This window comes from Corallococcus sp. AS-1-12, assembly GCF_020036995.1.
GTDB lineage: Bacteria > Myxococcota > Myxococcia > Myxococcales > Myxococcaceae > Corallococcus.
This window is the reverse complement of sequence record NZ_JAIQDD010000020.1, coordinates 85,773-101,221: the sequence shown is the minus strand read 5'-3', so window position 1 is coordinate 101,221 and position 15,449 is coordinate 85,773. Positions and strand designations below refer to the sequence as shown.

Here is a 15,449-nt window from a genome sequence, read left to right as displayed (position 1 = left end):
CGCCCGCACAGCACCCAGGTGGGTGAACCACCGCCGACGTGGGCGCCCCTCCGTCCTCGACCTCCTTCCCAGCACTCCCAGTCATTCCAGGATTCACCTCCCAGTCAGCGCTCCATGCTTTGCTCGCCAGGCTTTGAAGCTGGGTCTCGTCACACTGGGGGCATGTCCATGAAGCGCAACACCCGCTGGTTCCTTGCCGGCCTGACGTTCACGTTGTCCGCGTGTGGTGCGGGGGGGCCCGACGCGGAGGCACCCTCTCCCGCGACCGGGGCCCGTCTGGGCGACCTTCAGTCCGCGCTGTCCGCGCTGCCCGGCGCGGAGGTGCGCGGGGTCCACGCGGACGGCGTGCCCCAGTTCATCCAGGGTGCGCTGGGCGCGACGGGCCGGCCCATCCCGGGAGCCAGCGCCTGGCAGGCGCACGCGCTCCTGGAGCCCACCCTGCTGCGCGTGCTGCCCGCCTTCCGGCTGACGGCGAAGGACGTGGTGCCCCAGCGCATCCAGCGGGACGGGCTGGGCCACACGCACCTGCGCTACGCGCAGACCAAGGGCGGCCTGCCCGTGGTGAACGAGGAGCTCCTCGTCCACCTGGACGCGCGGGGCGACGTGTACGCGGTGAACGGCACCGCGCGCGACGGGGAGCCCCTGCCGGCCCCGGCCCGCATCAGCGCGGAGGCCGCGAGTGAGGCGGCGCTGGCGGCGACCTCGGGCGGCCTCGCGGAGTCCGTGCGGGAGGTGTTCGTGCGCCCGGCGCCGGAGGCGGCCCTGGTCCGCGCCTTCGAGGTGGTGGTGTCCGGCCAGCACGAGGACGGCATGCCGCTGCGCGACCGCGTCTACGTGAGCGCGGAGGACGGCCGGGAGGTGCTGCGCGCGCCGGAGCTCCACGCCGCGCGCAACCGCAAGGTGTGCTCCGTGGGGGGCGCCACCAACGGCTGGTGCCGGATGGAGGGCCAGTTGGCCACCGGCGACGCGGGCATCGACACGACGTACGACAACCTTGGCCTCTTCTACGACTGCTTCCAGCAGAACTTCGGGCGCGACTCGTACAACGGCACGGGCGGCCAGTTGCTGGCGCAGGTGCACTACGGCACCAACTACGCGAACGCGTACTTCGACGGCGCGAAGCTGGTGTGCGGAGACGGCAGCCTGCCCCAGGTCGGACCGCCATGCGCGGACCCGGACATCGTCGTGCACGAGTTCACGCACGCCGTCACGCAGATGACGTCCAACCTCGTCTACAGCGGCCAGTCCGGCGCGTTGAACGAGTCCCTGTCGGACATCTTCGCCGCCACCTGCACCAGTTGGGCCCTGGGCACGTGGAGCACCGCCGCGTCCGTCTGGCAACTGGGCGAGACGGCCTGGACTCCGAGCACGCCCGGGGACGCGCTGCGCTACATGAACGACCCCGCGGCGGACGGCGTTTCGCTGGACTATGCGCCGGATGTGACGAGCACCACGGTCGTCCACTACGGCTCCGGCGTGCCCAACCTGGCCTTCAAGCTGCTGGCCACCGGCGGCACGCACCCGCGCGGCAAGACGACGGTGAACGTGACGGGCATTGGCGTGCAGGCCGCGGCCCGCATCTTCTATTACGCCAACGCCAACCTCTTCACCGCCACCACCACGCTGGCCGCGGCCAAGACGGCGACGCGGCAGGCGGCGCAGACCCTGGGCTACTCCACCGCCACCCAGGACGCGGTGGACGCGGCGTGGGAAGCGGTGGGCGTGGGCGCGGTGACGCCTCCGCCCACGTGCACCCTGCTGCCCAACAACACCACGGTGTCGCTGCTGTCCGGCGCGGCCAACTCGCAGCAGTACTTCTGCTTCGACGTGCCGGCGAACACGGCCTCCACGGTGAGCACCTCCAGCGGCACCGGGGACGTGGACCTCTACACGCGCTTCGGCGCCGCGCCCACCACGACGGCCTACAACTGCCGCCCCTACCTGGGAGGCAACAACGAGACGTGCAACCTGGCGGCGCAGACCACGGCCGGCCGGCAGTGGATATTGCTCCGGGGCTACTCGGCCTACAGCGGCGTGAGCCTGTCGGTGCACTACTGACGCACCCGGCGCTTCCCCTCGCCGCGCACCCGGTGTGAGGGTGGACACATGGGGGCTGGCCTCCTCCCGGGCCCTGGGCGAAGAATGCGCGCCCGGGGCCGCTGGGGGTCCCGGCGAGGGCAGAGGGCCATGAGGGACGAGCGCGTCATCTTCAGCAGCAGCGTGGACAGCCTGTACCGCAAGGTGCTCGCCCCCTCCCTGACGCCCGAGCTGGTGGACCGGCTGCGCGCGCGGGGGCTGAACCTCCACGCCCCGCTGCTCGCCGCCTACCCCCTGGCCGTCTGGGTGGACTGCCTGGAGGACACGGCGCGCACGCTCCACCCGGACCAGCCCGTGGAGCAGGGCCGGCGCCTGATGGGCCGGCGGATGGTGGAGGGCTACGCGCAGACGCTGGTGGGCGGCGCCGTCCTCACGCTGGCGCGCGTGGTGGGCCCCATGCGCTCGCTGGAGCGGATGCAGCACAACTTCCGCAGCGGCAACAACTACACGGAGACGCGGCTCACCGTGCTGGGCCCCACCCAGGCGGACCTCTGGTTCAACGAACCGGAGCCCCTGGAGGGCTTCGTGGACGGCGTGCTGGAGGAAGGGATGTTGCGCGTGGGGGTCCAGGGCTTCACCCTGCACCGCACCCGCCACTCGCCCGAATCCGCCACCTATCACCTGGAGTGGGCCGACCGGTCCGCCTGACCCCCGCCTTCATGTCTTCCATCCTCTCGACGCTGCCCGCCCTCTACCAGGACCTCCTGCCGGCCTTCTTCCGCAAGGACGCGCCAACGGAGACGAAGGCCACCTGCTCCAACTGCGCCATGAGCCGCGCCTCCGCGCAGGCCACGGTGGAGTCCGTGGACGGGGCGGAGCACCTGTTCCGGCCGGACACCAAGTGCTGCACGTACCAGCCGCGGCTGCCCAACTACCTCGTGGGCGCGCTCCTGTCGGATGACTCGCCCCAGATGGCGGAGGGGCGCCGGCGCATCGAGGCGAAGATCGACAGCCGCATCGGCGTGAGCCCGCAGTGGGTGAAGCCGCCGGCGAAGTTCAACCACCTGTACAAGAACGCGCACCAGTTCTTCGGCCGCGCGTCGTCGCTGCGCTGCCCGTACTACGCGCTGGAGACCGGCGGCTGCACCATCTGGGCGTACCGCGAGTCCGTCTGCTCCACGTTCTTCTGCAAGTACGTGGCGGGCCGGGACGGTCAGCGCTTCTGGATGTCGCTGAAGACGTACCTGACGCTGGCGGAGTTCCAGTTGTCGCGCCACGCGCTGCTCCAGTTGATGCCGGAGTTCCTCCTGGACGGCCGCGACAAGGCGGAGGTGGCCACCGCCCCGCTGTCCGTGGAGGACCTGGACGACGCGGCGCCCCCGGCGAAGGTGTACGCCGCGCTCTGGAAGGGCTACGCCGGGATGGAGAAGGACTTCTACCGCGCCTGCTTCGACGCCGTGCGCGCCGTGTCCCGGGACGACCTGGAGCGGATGCTGGGCCTGGACGGCACCATCGAGTTGAAGGTGCTGGAGAAGCTGCACACCCAGGCCACCGCGCCCACGCTGCCGCGCGTGCTGCGCTTCAACCCGGACGCGACGGTGAAGTGGCTGCCGGACGGCAGCGTGGCGCTGGGCTCGTACAGCGAATACGACGCGGTGGCGCTGCCGGGTGAGGCCTACGCGCTGCTGGTGGAGTTCACCAGCCAGAAGCCCGTGGAGGCGGTGCGCCAGCACCTGCGCGACCACAAGCAGGCGGACCTGGATCCGGACATCCTCCTGGAGCTGCACCGGCACCGCATCCTCATCGAGCCCTGAGAGGGCCGGGCTTCAGGGCTGGCCCGCGAAGGCGCCCACGTCGCGCAGCCAGCGGGCGATCTTCTGGGTGCGCTCCCACGCGGGCTCGGCGGCGACCAGGTGCTCCGCCAGCCACGCGCTGAAGGCCGGGTCGCCCGCGCGCAGCCACGCGGCGGACTCGGCCAGCTCGTGGGCGGCGGCCTCCCACGCGCGGCGCATGGCGCTGGCCACGGCCATCAGCTCCGCGATGCAGCGGGTGAACACCTCCATGCCCACGGTGACCTCATTGGCGCTGTCGCCGCAGGACAGGGCCAGCGCGCGCAGGTGGCCCAGGTCCTTGAGCAGCCCCTGCTCCAGGGCCGCGGCGGTGCCCAGCCGGGCCTGGGCGGCGCGCTGGAGCAGCTCCACGTCCTCGCAGAGCTGGCGCCAGGCGGTGTCATCCCCCGCGGGGAAGCCGCCCCGGCGGCGCAGGCGCACGCCCACGGCCTGCCACAGGTTGCAGAAGACGAGCACCTCCTCGACGCTGCGGCGCACGTGCGGCGGGATGTGGTCCAGGAAGTCCACCACGGACGCGCGGGCCTCGCGGATGAACGCGTCGCCCCGGGGCGTGGCCTCCACCACGCCGCGCGCGAGCTGGAGCACGCGCCAGGCCCACTGCAGGGCGCGCTCGGAGGTGGTGAAGAGCACCTCCACGCCGGTGCCCAGGGCGCCCGCGGCGTAGCTGGTGTCGGCGGTCGTCGGGGAGGGAATGGAGGGCGGCGCGTCGGCATCGGCGCGCACGTCGGGCGGGCGGGGAGCCGGTGTCCCCGTGTCCTCGCTGTCGGTGACGGCCCCGGGCCCGTGCGGCCCCGGCACCGTGTGCTCGCGCCCCATGTGCTTCTTCGCCCTCGCTCGCCGGTGGAAGTCCCCTCCTTCCAACTATCGCACGCCCCTTGAAAGCCTCCAGGCCTGGATGCGGGGACGTGTGATGCACCACAAGGCGCCCCTCCCCACATCCAGGATGGGCACCTTGGGATGTCCGGCAATGCGCAACCCCTACCCTCAGTGCAGGGTGGGATTCTTCTTCAGGGCGCTGAGCCGCGCGTGCGTCTGCTTCTGCGAGGGCAGCAACTGCTGGCGCACGAAGGTGCGCGCCTCGCCGTGCAGCTTGTCCACGTCCCGGTTGTAGTCCTTCAGGCCGTGGTCCTCGCCCTCCTCCAGCGCGTCGATGGCGCGCTTCTCGCCCAGCAGGTCCGCGCCGGCCTGGACGACCTTGGCGAAGACGCCCCAGGGACCGGAGCCCTCGGCGGGCTTCCCGCCCAGCTTCTCGATGCGTTCCTTGAGGGCCTCCACGCGCTTCTCGTGGTCGTGGAGGCAGGCCTCCACCTCCGTCTTGGCGACCTCGGTCTCGATGTGCTTCGAGGCGAGCCGGTAGGTCTCCACGGCGGAGATCTCACCCCGCAGGAAGGAGTTCAGCGTCTCGAGTTCAGCGGCGGCATTGGCCATGACGTCATCTCCTTGATTCGGATGGGTTGAAAACGTCTGGCGCAAAAGGTGGTGTGCCTCACCGGCCCGGCAACAGGCGCTCGCTTCCCTGTTCCCAGGGCAGACGTCCAACGGGGCGCCACCAGGGCGGCGGCCGTGGCAGACTGCCCCGCGGCATGTGGAACTGGGTTCACCAACTCGCGGAGTGGGCACGGGAGGACACGCCGTTCGCCGTCGTCACGGTGACGGAGTGCAAGGGCAGCACGCCCGCGCCCCCTGGCGCGAAGCTGCTGGTGCGCGCGGACGGTACCTTCCACGGCACCATCGGCGGCGGCCACCTGGAGCAGTTGGTGCTACAGGACGCCCGCGCGTGTCTGGCCCGGGGCGAGGCGCGCACGCTCCGCTATCCGCTGGGCGCGAAGCTGGGGCAGTGCTGTGGAGGTGTCGTGGACGTCTTCGTCGAGCCCGTCAACCACGGGCCCCAGCTCTACCTCTTCGGCGCCGGCCACGTGGGCCAGGCGCTGTGCCGCATCCTGGAGGGCACCCCCTTTCGCGTGCATCTGGTGGACGAGCGCCCGGAGTGGGTCCAGTCCCCGCTGGTGCCCTCGGGCGTGGTGCGTCACGAGGAGGCATGGGACGACTTCGCCTCTCGCGCGGTCTGGGACGCGCAGCGCACCTACGTGGCGGTGATGACGCACCGCCACGACGTGGATCAGGACATCATCGCCTTCGCCGTCCAGAAGCCCGCCCGCTACATCGGGCTCATCGGCAGTGACACCAAGTGGGCCCGCTTCCGGCAGCGGCTGGAGGCGAAAGGCATGCCCGCCGGGCAGGTGGGCCGCGTCCAGTGCCCCATGGGGCTGCCTACCGGGGGAAAGTCACCGCAGGAGGTGGCCGTGAGCATCGCGGCCGGGCTGCTCCAGCTCCACCATGGGCTGGCCCAGGAAGCAGGCGCTCAGCCAGCGCCCGCGCCCCTGCTATCCTCGGGGGAATGAGCACCCCCTTCGAGTTCCGGCTCAACGGCCAGACGGTCCAGGTCGACGGCGCGTCGCCCAACACCACCCTGCTGGATTACCTGCGCGCGCGCGGCCTGACGGGCACCAAGCAAGGCTGCGCCGAGGGCGACTGCGGCGCGTGCACCGTGGCCATGGTGGACCGGGACGTGAGCGGCCAGAAGACGCTGCGCGCGTTCAATAGCTGCATCGCGCTGCTGCCCATGGTGGCCGGGCGTGAGCTCGTCACCGTGGAGGGCGTGGGCAGCCGCGCCGCGCCCCACCCCGTGCAGCAGGCGATGGTGAAGCATTACGGCTCGCAGTGCGGCTTCTGCACGCCGGGCTTCGTCGTCTCCATGGTGGAGGCGTACTGTCGCAAGGACGCGGGCTCGCCGGAGGCCATCGCGGATCAGCTCTGCGGCAACATCTGCCGCTGTACCGGCTACCGCCCCATCCGCGACGCGATGGTCGACGCGCTCGCCACCCGCGACGCGAAGGGCGCGGGCCCCGGCCTCCCCGGTGTCTCGCTGGAGGGGCCGCCCTCCCCCACCCCGCCCCTGCTCTACGAGGCCCGCGACGGCCTGTTCCTGCGCCCCACCACCTGGGAGGACCTGCTCGCGCTGCGCGCCCTGCACCCGGAGGCGATGCTCGTGGCCGGCGCCACCGAGCTGGGCGTGGACATCACCAAGAAGTCGCGCCGCTACCCGTTCCTCATCTCCACCGAGGGCGTGGAGGCCCTGCGCGCCATCCGCCGCGAGGAGGACGGCTGGTACGTGGGCGGCGCCGCGTCGCTGGTGGACGTGGAGGACGCGCTGGGCCACGAAGTGCCGGAGCTGGCGAAGATGCTCAACGTCTTCGCCTCGCGGCAGATCCGCCACCGCGCCACGCTCGCGGGCAACCTGGTGACGGCCTCGCCCATTGGCGACACCGCGCCGGTGCTGCTCGCGCTGGACGCCCGGCTGGTGCTCGCGTCCGTGCGCGGCGAGCGGACGGTGGCGCTGTCGGACTTCTTCCTCGCCTACCGCAAGACGGCGCTCCAGCCGGACGAGGTGGTCCGCTTCGTCGTCATCCCCCACGCCCCGGCGAAGGACAGCGGCCTCACCCGGCACTCGGACAGCTTCAAGGTGTCCAAGCGCCGCGAGCTGGACATCAGCATCGTGGCGGCGGGCTTCTGCATCGAGACGGACGCGCGGGGCCTCGTGCGCACCGCGCGGCTGGGCTACGGCGGCGTCGCGGCCACGCCCGCGCGGGCGAAGCAGACGGAAGGACTGCTCGTGGGCCACCCGTGGAACGCGGAGGCCGTGGCCCGCGTGCGCGCCACGCTGGAGCGCGAGTTCACGCCCCTCACCGACCTGCGCGGCAGCGCGGAGTACCGGCGCGGGCTGGTGGTGTCGCTCCTGGAGAAGTTCGCGTCCGGCGAGCGCAGCCCCGCGCTGGACGGGCGCCCCCGCTTCACCGTGGGCGCTCCCTCCGCCACCGCGGACGCGGGCCGCGAGCTGCGCCATGAGAGCGCGCTGGGCCACGTGACGGGCAGCGCGCAGTACGTGGACGACCTCGCGCAGCGCAGGCCCATGCTGACGGTGTGGCCGGTGCTGTCGCCGCACGCGCACGCGCGCATCCTCCGCCGCGACGCCAGCGCCGCGCTGAAGGTGCCCGGCGTGGTGAAGGTGCTGCTCGCGGAGGACATCCCGGGCATGAACGACACGGGCCCCATCCGCCATGACGAGCCGCTGCTCGCGAAGGACGAGGTGCTCTTCCACGCGCAGGTGGTGGCGCTCGTCGTCGGCGAGACGCCCGAGGCCTGCCGCGAGGGCGCCCGCCAGGTGGTGGTGGACTACGAGCCCCTGCCCGCGGTGCTCACGCTGGCCGAGGCCCTGAAGCAGCAGAGCTTCCACACCGACCCGCACGTCATCCGCCGGGGCGACGTGGACAGCGCGCTCGCCTCCAGTCCGAACCGGCTGGCCGGCGAGCTGACGATGGGCGGCCAGGAGCACTTCTACCTGGAGACGCACGCGGCCTTCGCGGAGGTGGGCGAGGACGGCGACGTCACCGTGACGTCCTCCACGCAGCACCCGTCGGAGGTGCAGGCCATCATCTCGCACGTGCTGCACGTGCCGCGCAGCCGCGTGGTGGTGAAGGCGCCGCGCATGGGCGGCGGCTTCGGCGGCAAGGAGACGCAAGGCAACGCGCCCGCGGCGCTGGTGGCGCTGGCGGCGGTGCTCACGGGCCGGCCGGTGAAGTGGATGCTGGACCGGGACGTGGACATGGTCGTCACCGGCAAGCGCCACCCGTTCCACGCGGCGTGGGAAGTGGGCTTCGACGCCACGGGCCGGCTGCTCGCGCTCAAGGCGGACCTCACGTCCAACGGCGGCTGGTCCCTGGACCTGTCCGAGTCCATCACCGACCGCGCCCTCTTCCACCTGGACAACGGCTACTACGTGCCGGCGGTGCGCTACACCGGCCGCGTGGCGAAGACGCACCTGGTCTCCAACACGGCCTTCCGCGGCTTCGGCGGGCCGCAGGGCATGCTGGTGATGGAGGACATCCTGGCGCGCATCGCGAGCACCCTGGGCCTGGCCCCGGAGGCCGTGCGCCAGCGCAACCTCTACGACGGCGTGGGCGACACCAACACCACGCACTACGGCCAGGAGCTGGAGGACAACCGGCTGCCGAAGCTGTGGAACGACCTGCTGGAGTCGTCCGACTTCGCGAAGCGCCGCGCGCAGGTGGAGGCCTTCAACGCGTCCAGCCCCCGCATCAAGCGCGGCCTGGCCATCACGCCGATGAAGTTCGGCATCTCCTTCACCGCCACCTTCCTCAACCAGGCGGGCGCGCTGGTGCACGTGTACCGCGACGGCTCCGTGCTGCTGTCGCACGGCGGCACGGAGATGGGCCAGGGGCTGCACACCAAGATTCAAGGCGTGGCCATGCGCGAGCTGGGCCTGCCCGCGGACCTGGTGCGCGTGGCGCAGACGGCCACGGACAAGGTGCCCAACACGTCCGCGACGGCGGCCTCCAGCGGCTCGGACCTCAACGGCGCGGCGGTGCGCGAGGCCTGCATCCAGGTGCGCGAGCGGCTGGCCCCGGTGGCCGCGCGCATGCTGGTGCAGTTGCACGGGCAGGCGGTGTCGCCGGACGCGCTGGTGTTCGAGGACGGGCGCATCGCGGCGGCGTCGCGGCCGGACCAGGGGCTGCCCTTCGCGGCGGTGGTGGAGGAGGCCTACCGCGACCGCGTGGGCCTGTCCGTCACGGGCTACTACCGCACGCCGGGCATCGGCTACGACCGGGCCGTGGGCCGGGGCAAGCCGTTCCTCTACTTCGCCTATGGCGCGGCGGTGAGCGAGGTGGAGGTGGACGGCGACACGGGCATGAAGCGCGTGCTGCGCTCGGACCTGCTGGAGGACGTGGGGGATTCGCTCAACCCCGGCGTGGACCGGGGACAGGTGGAGGGCGGCTTCGTGCAGGGCATGGGGTGGCTCACCGGCGAGGAGCTGAAGTGGGACGCGAACGGGCGGCTGCTCACGCACTCCGCCAGCACCTACGCGGTGCCCGCGTTCAGCGACGCGCCCATCGACCTGCGCGTGACGCTCATGGAGCGCGCCGGGCAGCAGGGCACCATCCACGGCAGCAAGGCCGTGGGCGAGCCGCCGCTGATGCTGGCCCTGTCCGTGCGCGAGGCGCTGCGCGACGCGGTGGCCGCCTTCGGAGCGCCGGGGGGCGACGTGGACCTGCCCTCGCCCGCCACGCACGAGGCCCTCTTCCTGGCCATCCAGCGGCGCAAGGCGAGGGGCGCGGGGCTCCCCGTGCCGGACGAGACGCGCGAGGTGGCCTGAGGCGGGCGGCGCGGGTGCGGCAACATGCCACGGCAAGCTTTTGCCGCCAGTGCGTTAGACGGGGGCACCTTCCAAGGATGACCCTCATGCGCTCCATGCTCCGCTCCCGCCTCCTCCTGCCGCTGGCCCTGATGGGCGCGCTCGGCTGTGGAGAGGATGAACCCGAGGTCCTGACGGTGGACCTCCCCGTCGTCGCCCGTGTGGGCACGGAGTCCTTCGCGTGCGGAAAGACGTACACGAACGTCGGCACGACGGGCACGACGTACGAGCCCATGGACTTCCGCGTGTTCGTCCACGGCGTGCGGCTGGTGACGCGGGACGGGCAGGAGGTGCCCGTGACGCTGACCGAGGACGGGACGTGGCAGCACTCGGGCGTGGCGCTGCTGGACTTCGCGAACCAGGACGGGCTGTGCACGCAGGGCACGGCGGGCATGAACGCGTCCCTCCGGGGCACGGCGCCCCAGGGGGACTACACGGGCCTGCGCTTCACGGTGGGCGTGCCGGAGGAGCTGAACCACGGCGACCCCACGACGCTCGGCGCGCCCATGGGCGACACGAGCCTGCACTGGAGCTGGCAGGGCGGCTTCATCTTCGCGCACATCGAGGGCCGCACGCGGGGCATCCCCCAGCACGTCCTACACCTGGGCAGCACGGCCTGCGCGCCGCCGCCGGAAGGCCAGACGCAGGGCACCGCCGGGTGCGCGAACAACAACCGGCCGGAGTTCCACCTGGACGGCTTCGACGTGACGAAGAACAAGGTGGTGATGGACCTGGGCACGCTCTTCGCGGGCTCCAACCTGGACGTGAACGCGCCCAGCACGGCCGCGGGCTGCATGTCGTCCCCCAACGACGCGGACTGCGGTCCGCTCTTCCAGCGCATGGGGCTGGCGTTCGGCGGCCAGTCGGCGGACCCCGCCGCGCAGTCCTTCATCCGGGCCGAGTAGCAGGAGGACGTCCGACGTGGCACGACGACAAGGACAGGCGTGGAAGGCGCTGGCGGCGGTGGCGTGGCTGGCCGCGGGCTGCGGCGAATCCTCCGGACCGGCCGAGGAGCCCGCGCCCTACGACTGGAAGCTGCCCGCGGGCTTCCCAAAGCCGCGCGTGCCGGAGGACAACCCCATGTCGGAGGCGAAGGTCCAGTTGGGCCGGCGCCTCTTCTACGACAAGCGCCTGTCCTTGAACGGCACGCAGTCCTGCGCTTCGTGTCACGAACAGGCGCGGGCCTTCACGGACGGGCGCGTTCACGCGGTGGGCAGCACGGGGCAGGCGCACCGCCGCAACGGGCAGGGGCTGGCGAACGTGGCATACGCGACCAGCCTCACCTGGGCCAACTCCGCGCTCACCACGCTGGAGGCCCAGGCGCTGGTGCCGCTGTTCGGCCGGGAGCCAGTGGAGCTGGGCTTCGCGGACCAACAGGAGGTCCTGCTGGAGCGGCTGCGCGCGGATCCGGAGCTGACAGCCCGCTTCGCGGAGGCGTTCCCCCAGGAGGCCACGCCGGTGTCGCTGGCCACGCTGACGCGGGCGCTGTCCGCGTTCGAGCGGTCGCTCATCTCCGGCACGTCTCCGTATGACCGCTACCTGTACGGCAAGGAGGTGGACGCGCTGAGTCCCGCGGCGAAGCGGGGCCTGCAGCTCTTCCTGTCCGAGCGCCTGGAGTGCGACCACTGCCACTCCGGCTTCAACTTCCAGGACGCGACCGTGCACGAGTCGACGCCGGAGCCGGTGCTGCCGTACCACAACACGGGGCTCTACAACGAGGACGGCCGGGGCGCGTATCCCGCCAGCGACACGGGCCTCTACGAAATCACGCTCCGGCCGGAGGACATGGGGCGCTTCCGCGCGCCCTCCCTGCGCAACGTGGCCGTCACCGGGCCGTACATGCACGACGGCAGCCTGGAGACGCTCTCCGACGTGCTGGACCACTACGCGGCGGGAGGCCGGGCCCGGGCGGCGAACGGCGGACAGCCGAGCCCCCTGCAGAGCGCCTTCGTGCGCGGCTTCGAGCTGACGCCCGAGGAGAAGGCGGACGTCATCGCGTTCCTGGAGTCGCTCACGGACACGGCGTTCCTGACCGACCCGCGCTTCGCGGACCCCGCCACCGTGCCGTGAGCCGGTATCGTCATCGGCCGTGACCCGGCCATGGCGATTCCCCGTGCGGCGGTGGGCAGTGCTGGCCTGCATGGCCCTGCTCATCGCGGGCTGTGCATCCACGCCGTCCCATGGCGGGACCTGGAGCTACGGCACTCCGGCGGCACGGTCCTCCGCATGGCGGCCGTGGGCAGGAGAGGCCCGGAAGGTTTCCGCTGAGTCGGGTGACGGCAGGAAATGGACCTGTGGCGGTCGGCCCCTTCCGCGGGGCTGGCCCGACCTGGACCGAAGCGAGCAGCGCCTCGCGCCCTTCCTGGCCTGTGCCTCGCCCGCGGCCTTCGTGGCCATGCAGCGCGGCGTGGACATGGCCTGGCTGGTGGAGTCCCTGCTGGATTGGGATGCCGTCCGGCTGGGGACGCTGGGTCCGTTGGACGCGAAGGCCTCCGGAGTCCTCCAGCGCAAGCGCGCGGCCTTCTTGCTCACCGCGGTCGAGAAGTACGGCCTGCCGCGCACGGAGGTGTTCGCGCTCTTCATCCTGCACACCAGCTTCGACGACGAACTGCGCGAGCTGGTCCAGCAACTGGCCCGCGACAAGCAGCTTGGGGTGCTGGCGGAGTCATCGAAACAAGGCCGCCTTCAGGGCAACCGCCACGCATGGAGACCATCAGCTTCAAGAGCCGCGACCTGCGCTTGCTCAATGAGGACTCAGTGACGGCCCAAATGAGAGCGGACGCGCGTGCGGCTCTTCGCTATTACGGCGAGACCGTGAACATCCGCAGACCTGGGCTGGAAGGGCCGGCACGAATTCGCAGGGTGCACCTCATCTACGAAGGGGGCGACCTCAAGCCTGGGGGCAGGGTCAACCTGGAAAGAACCTTTGCGACCCTGCTGGAAGAGAGCCCGGGGGTGGAGGTCCAAATCCAATGACGATGGATGGCATCCCCAGGCAGATGACGGACGACTTCCTGCGCCTTTCGTTTGATGGAGCCTGTAACACCACCGGCGCCCTCGAACAGGAACTCGCGCCGTTTCTTGAAGCACTTGAATCAGGCGCTGGCGAGTGGATGCCAGACATCGTCAAGGGAGTACGACGCCGCAAGTACACACGCGAGGCAGTGGCCAAGGGATTGACTGAATCGCGCCAGGAAAGAAGTACGTCCGTGGGCCTCTACCGCACTAGGGGGGCCGACCTGGACATGTCGCTCCGGCTTCGACTCCCGCCGCTACGACCCAGCCTGAATCTTTCTCTCACGGTCGCGCCGGTTGAACTCTTCGCACAGGAATCGAGTTGCAAGGGACTCGTGGAGATGGTCCGCACCTGGGCCATCCACTACCCCGTCACCCACGCGTCGGCACATAGCGTGGCGGACAGGGAACTGGCGGACTTCCCTCTCTTCGGCCGAGACCGGGAAACGGCCTATCAGGACGGCTTCGACAAGGTCTATGAAGTCTGCTGGCTCAACGTCTTCAGCGCGAAGCTCGTGGACACCGTCGGCCGCGAGCGCATGCGCTCCACGCCCGCCCACCGCGTCGAAGAACTCCCCGACGGCTCCGTCCTCCTCGTCACCTGGCCCACGGCAGCGGACTTCGCCAGCGAAGCGGCGCGCGTCGCCCAGGCCCGCGCGTGGGTCCACCTCCGGCCCGACCTGGACTTCGACACGGCGATGGCCACCCTCCGTGAACGGAGCGCGATCCTCGCCCCCGTCGAACCCCGCTTCGCGCCGGACATCGCCGCACTCCTCGCGCGCCTGCCCGAATACAGCTCCCTGGCCCAGCGGCAGCGGCGCATCGCCGAACTCAACGCCTACGTCCCTCCAGAGCCGGACGAGTGGCTCCCAGTGGACGCCGCCCTGCCTCCGGACGTGGCCGAGCCGAAGGCCGCCCTCGACCAGTACGCGTACTTCGCGGAGCGCCTCGTGGCGCTGCTCCACACGCCGGTGCCCTCCGTCTTCAAGCTGTCCCCCGAATCCCTGACGGACATCGACTTCCACTTCTGGAAGCAGACCTTCCCGGACATCTTCGAGCGCCACAACATCGACGCCACCGCGGTCCCCGCCGTGGGCGCCTACCTGGGCGAAGTGTTGGTCAAACACCTGGGCGGCCAGTGGCTCCCCCGCAAACAGTGGATGGAAGCACAGGTCCGCGTCGGTGACCGCGTGTGGCTGCCCTTCGTCCGCGCCCACCGCTACATGCGCTCCACCCAGGCGTTGCTGGACCACTCCCTCACCCAGCTCTACCGCGTCGCGGAGCGCCACCGGTCCCGCTGACCGCTACTACCGGGCAGGAGGCTTGAGGTCGTCCGGCAACCGCTCCAGCGGCGGACGCTCCAACGCCCCGGGCCGCTCCACGCCGGAGGGCGTGCCCGCGTCACCCTGCCCCGCGGGCGGCGGCGAAGGCTTGTCCGAACAGCCGGCGAGAACGCCGACGCACAACACGAAGAGCCAATGGCGCATGGTCGCTGTCCCCCAGTGCGGGCCTAGTACTTCACCCAGATGACCGTGCCCGGATGGATCTCCGTGAGCGCGGTGACGCCGGGCTCCTTCTCGATGAGCGCCTGCGTGACGGGGTTGAAGCTGTACGCCTTCGTGTCGGACCACACGATGAGGGCGTCCTTGAACACGGTCAGGTCATGCACGTGCTCCTCCACCGTGTACTGGTTCCAGCCCGGCAGCCGCGAGGGCAGCAGGTAGAGCGACGGCGCCGGGTTCTCCGAAGCCCCCGTGCCCGCGTCCCCGCCATGGCCGTGCTCGCCTCCCGCCGTGCTCGTCCACTCCACCACCGTCTGCGCGCCGCCCTGCGTGCTGCACGTCTGCGTCGTGGGGAAGAACAGCGTGGTGAACGGCTTCGCGGGCAGCTTCATGCGCAGCCCCAGGTGGAAGAAGTGCGTGTCCGCCGCCTTCACGTTGCCCGTGGGCCGCGTCCACGTCACCGCCGTCACGTTGCCGCTGGCGTCCTTCTCCACCTCGGCCGTGCCGAACACGGAGTCCACCGGGCGCACGTTCGTGACGCCTTCCGGAATCTGGACCCGCATCCTGGACGTGTCCGCGCCGTCACAGCCGTGGCTCACCGTGATGTCCGCCTCGAAGGTCCCCCCGGCATACGGAGGCGTGGCCCCCGACACCGCCGCGTGCGCGAAGGCGGACGAGGACACCAGCGAACCCGCGACAACACACAACGGCCCCAGCCAAGACTTCATCGGGTGACTCCGGGAAGAAAGGAGCATCCCGGATATCAGCCCTCCG

Annotated in this window: 12 protein-coding genes and 1 pseudogene; 9 read left to right on the top strand and 4 right to left on the bottom strand. The window is 71.2% G+C overall.

Features of this window, described 5'->3' with window-relative positions; all coding sequences use genetic code 11:
• The first annotated feature begins 168 nt into the window (after positions 1-168).
• From K8556_RS39540 to K8556_RS26735, 3 genes are all read left to right on the top strand, one after another.
• Positions 169-2,058: a M4 family metallopeptidase gene (locus K8556_RS39540; RefSeq protein ID WP_304504004.1), complete on the top strand. Its 1,890-nt coding sequence runs from the start codon at positions 169-171 to the stop codon at positions 2,056-2,058.
• A 129-nt stretch (positions 2,059-2,187) separates the two neighbouring features.
• Positions 2,188-2,745, top strand: a complete 558-nt coding sequence (locus K8556_RS26740) for a DUF2378 family protein (protein WP_223742931.1) — start codon at positions 2,188-2,190, stop codon at positions 2,743-2,745.
• An 11-nt stretch (positions 2,746-2,756) separates the two neighbouring features.
• Entirely contained in the window at positions 2,757-3,851 is a 1,095-nt protein-coding gene (locus K8556_RS26735; RefSeq protein ID WP_223742930.1) for a hypothetical protein, read from the top strand.
• 12 nt (positions 3,852-3,863) lie between these two features.
• Here the strand turns inward: K8556_RS26735 and K8556_RS26730 are convergent, their stop codons facing one another.
• Both K8556_RS26730 and K8556_RS26725 read right to left on the bottom strand, forming a co-directional pair.
• Entirely contained in the window at positions 3,864-4,703 is an 840-nt protein-coding gene (locus K8556_RS26730) for a hypothetical protein (RefSeq protein WP_223742929.1), read from the bottom strand.
• 168 nt (positions 4,704-4,871) lie between these two features.
• Positions 4,872-5,315: a DUF2383 domain-containing protein gene (locus K8556_RS26725; protein ID WP_206791443.1), complete on the bottom strand. Its 444-nt coding sequence runs from the start codon at positions 5,313-5,315 to the stop codon at positions 4,872-4,874.
• A 155-nt stretch (positions 5,316-5,470) separates the two neighbouring features.
• Between K8556_RS26725 and xdhC the strand changes: the two genes are divergently transcribed.
• The 6 genes and pseudogenes from xdhC (at position 5,471) to K8556_RS26695 (ending at position 14,474) form a co-directional block, all read left to right on the top strand.
• Positions 5,471-6,289 (top strand): xanthine dehydrogenase accessory protein XdhC, encoded by an 819-nt coding sequence (xdhC, locus tag K8556_RS26720; protein ID WP_223742928.1) that lies wholly within the window; start codon positions 5,471-5,473, stop codon positions 6,287-6,289.
• Entirely contained in the window at positions 6,286-10,119 is a 3,834-nt protein-coding gene (gene xdhB, locus K8556_RS26715; protein ID WP_223742927.1) for a xanthine dehydrogenase molybdopterin binding subunit, read from the top strand. The genes xdhC and xdhB overlap by 4 nt, the downstream gene beginning before the upstream one ends.
• Before the next feature lie 86 nt (positions 10,120-10,205).
• Positions 10,206-11,063, top strand: coding sequence for an MbnP family copper-binding protein (locus tag K8556_RS26710; protein WP_223742926.1), 858 nt, complete (start codon positions 10,206-10,208; stop codon positions 11,061-11,063).
• Between the two features lie 16 nt (positions 11,064-11,079).
• Positions 11,080-12,228, top strand: a complete 1,149-nt coding sequence (locus K8556_RS26705) for a methanobactin export MATE transporter MbnM (RefSeq protein ID WP_223742925.1) — start codon at positions 11,080-11,082, stop codon at positions 12,226-12,228.
• Between the two features lie 70 nt (positions 12,229-12,298).
• Positions 12,299-12,811, top strand: a pseudogene (locus tag K8556_RS39870) (hypothetical protein); the annotation flags it as partial.
• Between the two features lie 703 nt (positions 12,812-13,514).
• A complete protein-coding gene (locus tag K8556_RS26695) occupies positions 13,515-14,474 on the top strand; it encodes a hypothetical protein (protein WP_370639970.1) in 960 nt (319 codons plus the stop codon).
• 6 nt (positions 14,475-14,480) lie between these two features.
• Here the strand turns inward: K8556_RS26695 and K8556_RS26690 are convergent, their stop codons facing one another.
• Positions 14,481-14,660 carry a hypothetical protein gene (locus tag K8556_RS26690; RefSeq protein ID WP_223742923.1) on the bottom strand — a complete coding sequence of 60 codons (180 nt, stop codon included), beginning with the start codon at positions 14,658-14,660 and terminating at the stop codon, positions 14,481-14,483.
• A 23-nt stretch (positions 14,661-14,683) separates the two neighbouring features.
• On the bottom strand, positions 14,684-15,403 hold the full coding sequence (locus tag K8556_RS26685; protein ID WP_223742922.1) for a YcnI family protein: 720 nt from the start codon (positions 15,401-15,403) through the stop codon (positions 14,684-14,686).
• Positions 15,404-15,449: the final 46 nt, after the last annotated feature.

Bases quoted from the DNA above. Each gene is read 5' to 3' on its own strand.
- xdhB (WP_223742927.1), top strand. From the start codon at position 6,286: ATGAGCACCCCCTTCGAGTTCCGGCTCAACGGCCAGACGGTCCAGGTC.
- K8556_RS26735 (WP_223742930.1), top strand. From the start codon at position 2,757: ATGTCTTCCATCCTCTCGACGCTGCCCGCCCTCTACCAGGACCTCCTG.
- K8556_RS26685 (WP_223742922.1), bottom strand. From the start codon at position 15,403: ATGAAGTCTTGGCTGGGGCCGTTGTGTGTTGTCGCGGGTTCGCTGGTG.
- K8556_RS26740 (WP_223742931.1), top strand. From the start codon at position 2,188: ATGAGGGACGAGCGCGTCATCTTCAGCAGCAGCGTGGACAGCCTGTAC.
- K8556_RS26725 (WP_206791443.1), bottom strand. From the start codon at position 5,315: ATGGCCAATGCCGCCGCTGAACTCGAGACGCTGAACTCCTTCCTGCGG.
- K8556_RS26695 (WP_370639970.1), top strand. From the start codon at position 13,515: ATGGTCCGCACCTGGGCCATCCACTACCCCGTCACCCACGCGTCGGCA.
- K8556_RS26730 (WP_223742929.1), bottom strand. From the start codon at position 4,703: ATGGGGCGCGAGCACACGGTGCCGGGGCCGCACGGGCCCGGGGCCGTC.
- xdhC (WP_223742928.1), top strand. From the start codon at position 5,471: ATGTGGAACTGGGTTCACCAACTCGCGGAGTGGGCACGGGAGGACACG.
- K8556_RS39540 (WP_304504004.1), top strand. From the start codon at position 169: ATGAAGCGCAACACCCGCTGGTTCCTTGCCGGCCTGACGTTCACGTTG.
- K8556_RS26710 (WP_223742926.1), top strand. From the start codon at position 10,206: ATGCGCTCCATGCTCCGCTCCCGCCTCCTCCTGCCGCTGGCCCTGATG.
- K8556_RS26690 (WP_223742923.1), bottom strand. From the start codon at position 14,660: ATGCGCCATTGGCTCTTCGTGTTGTGCGTCGGCGTTCTCGCCGGCTGT.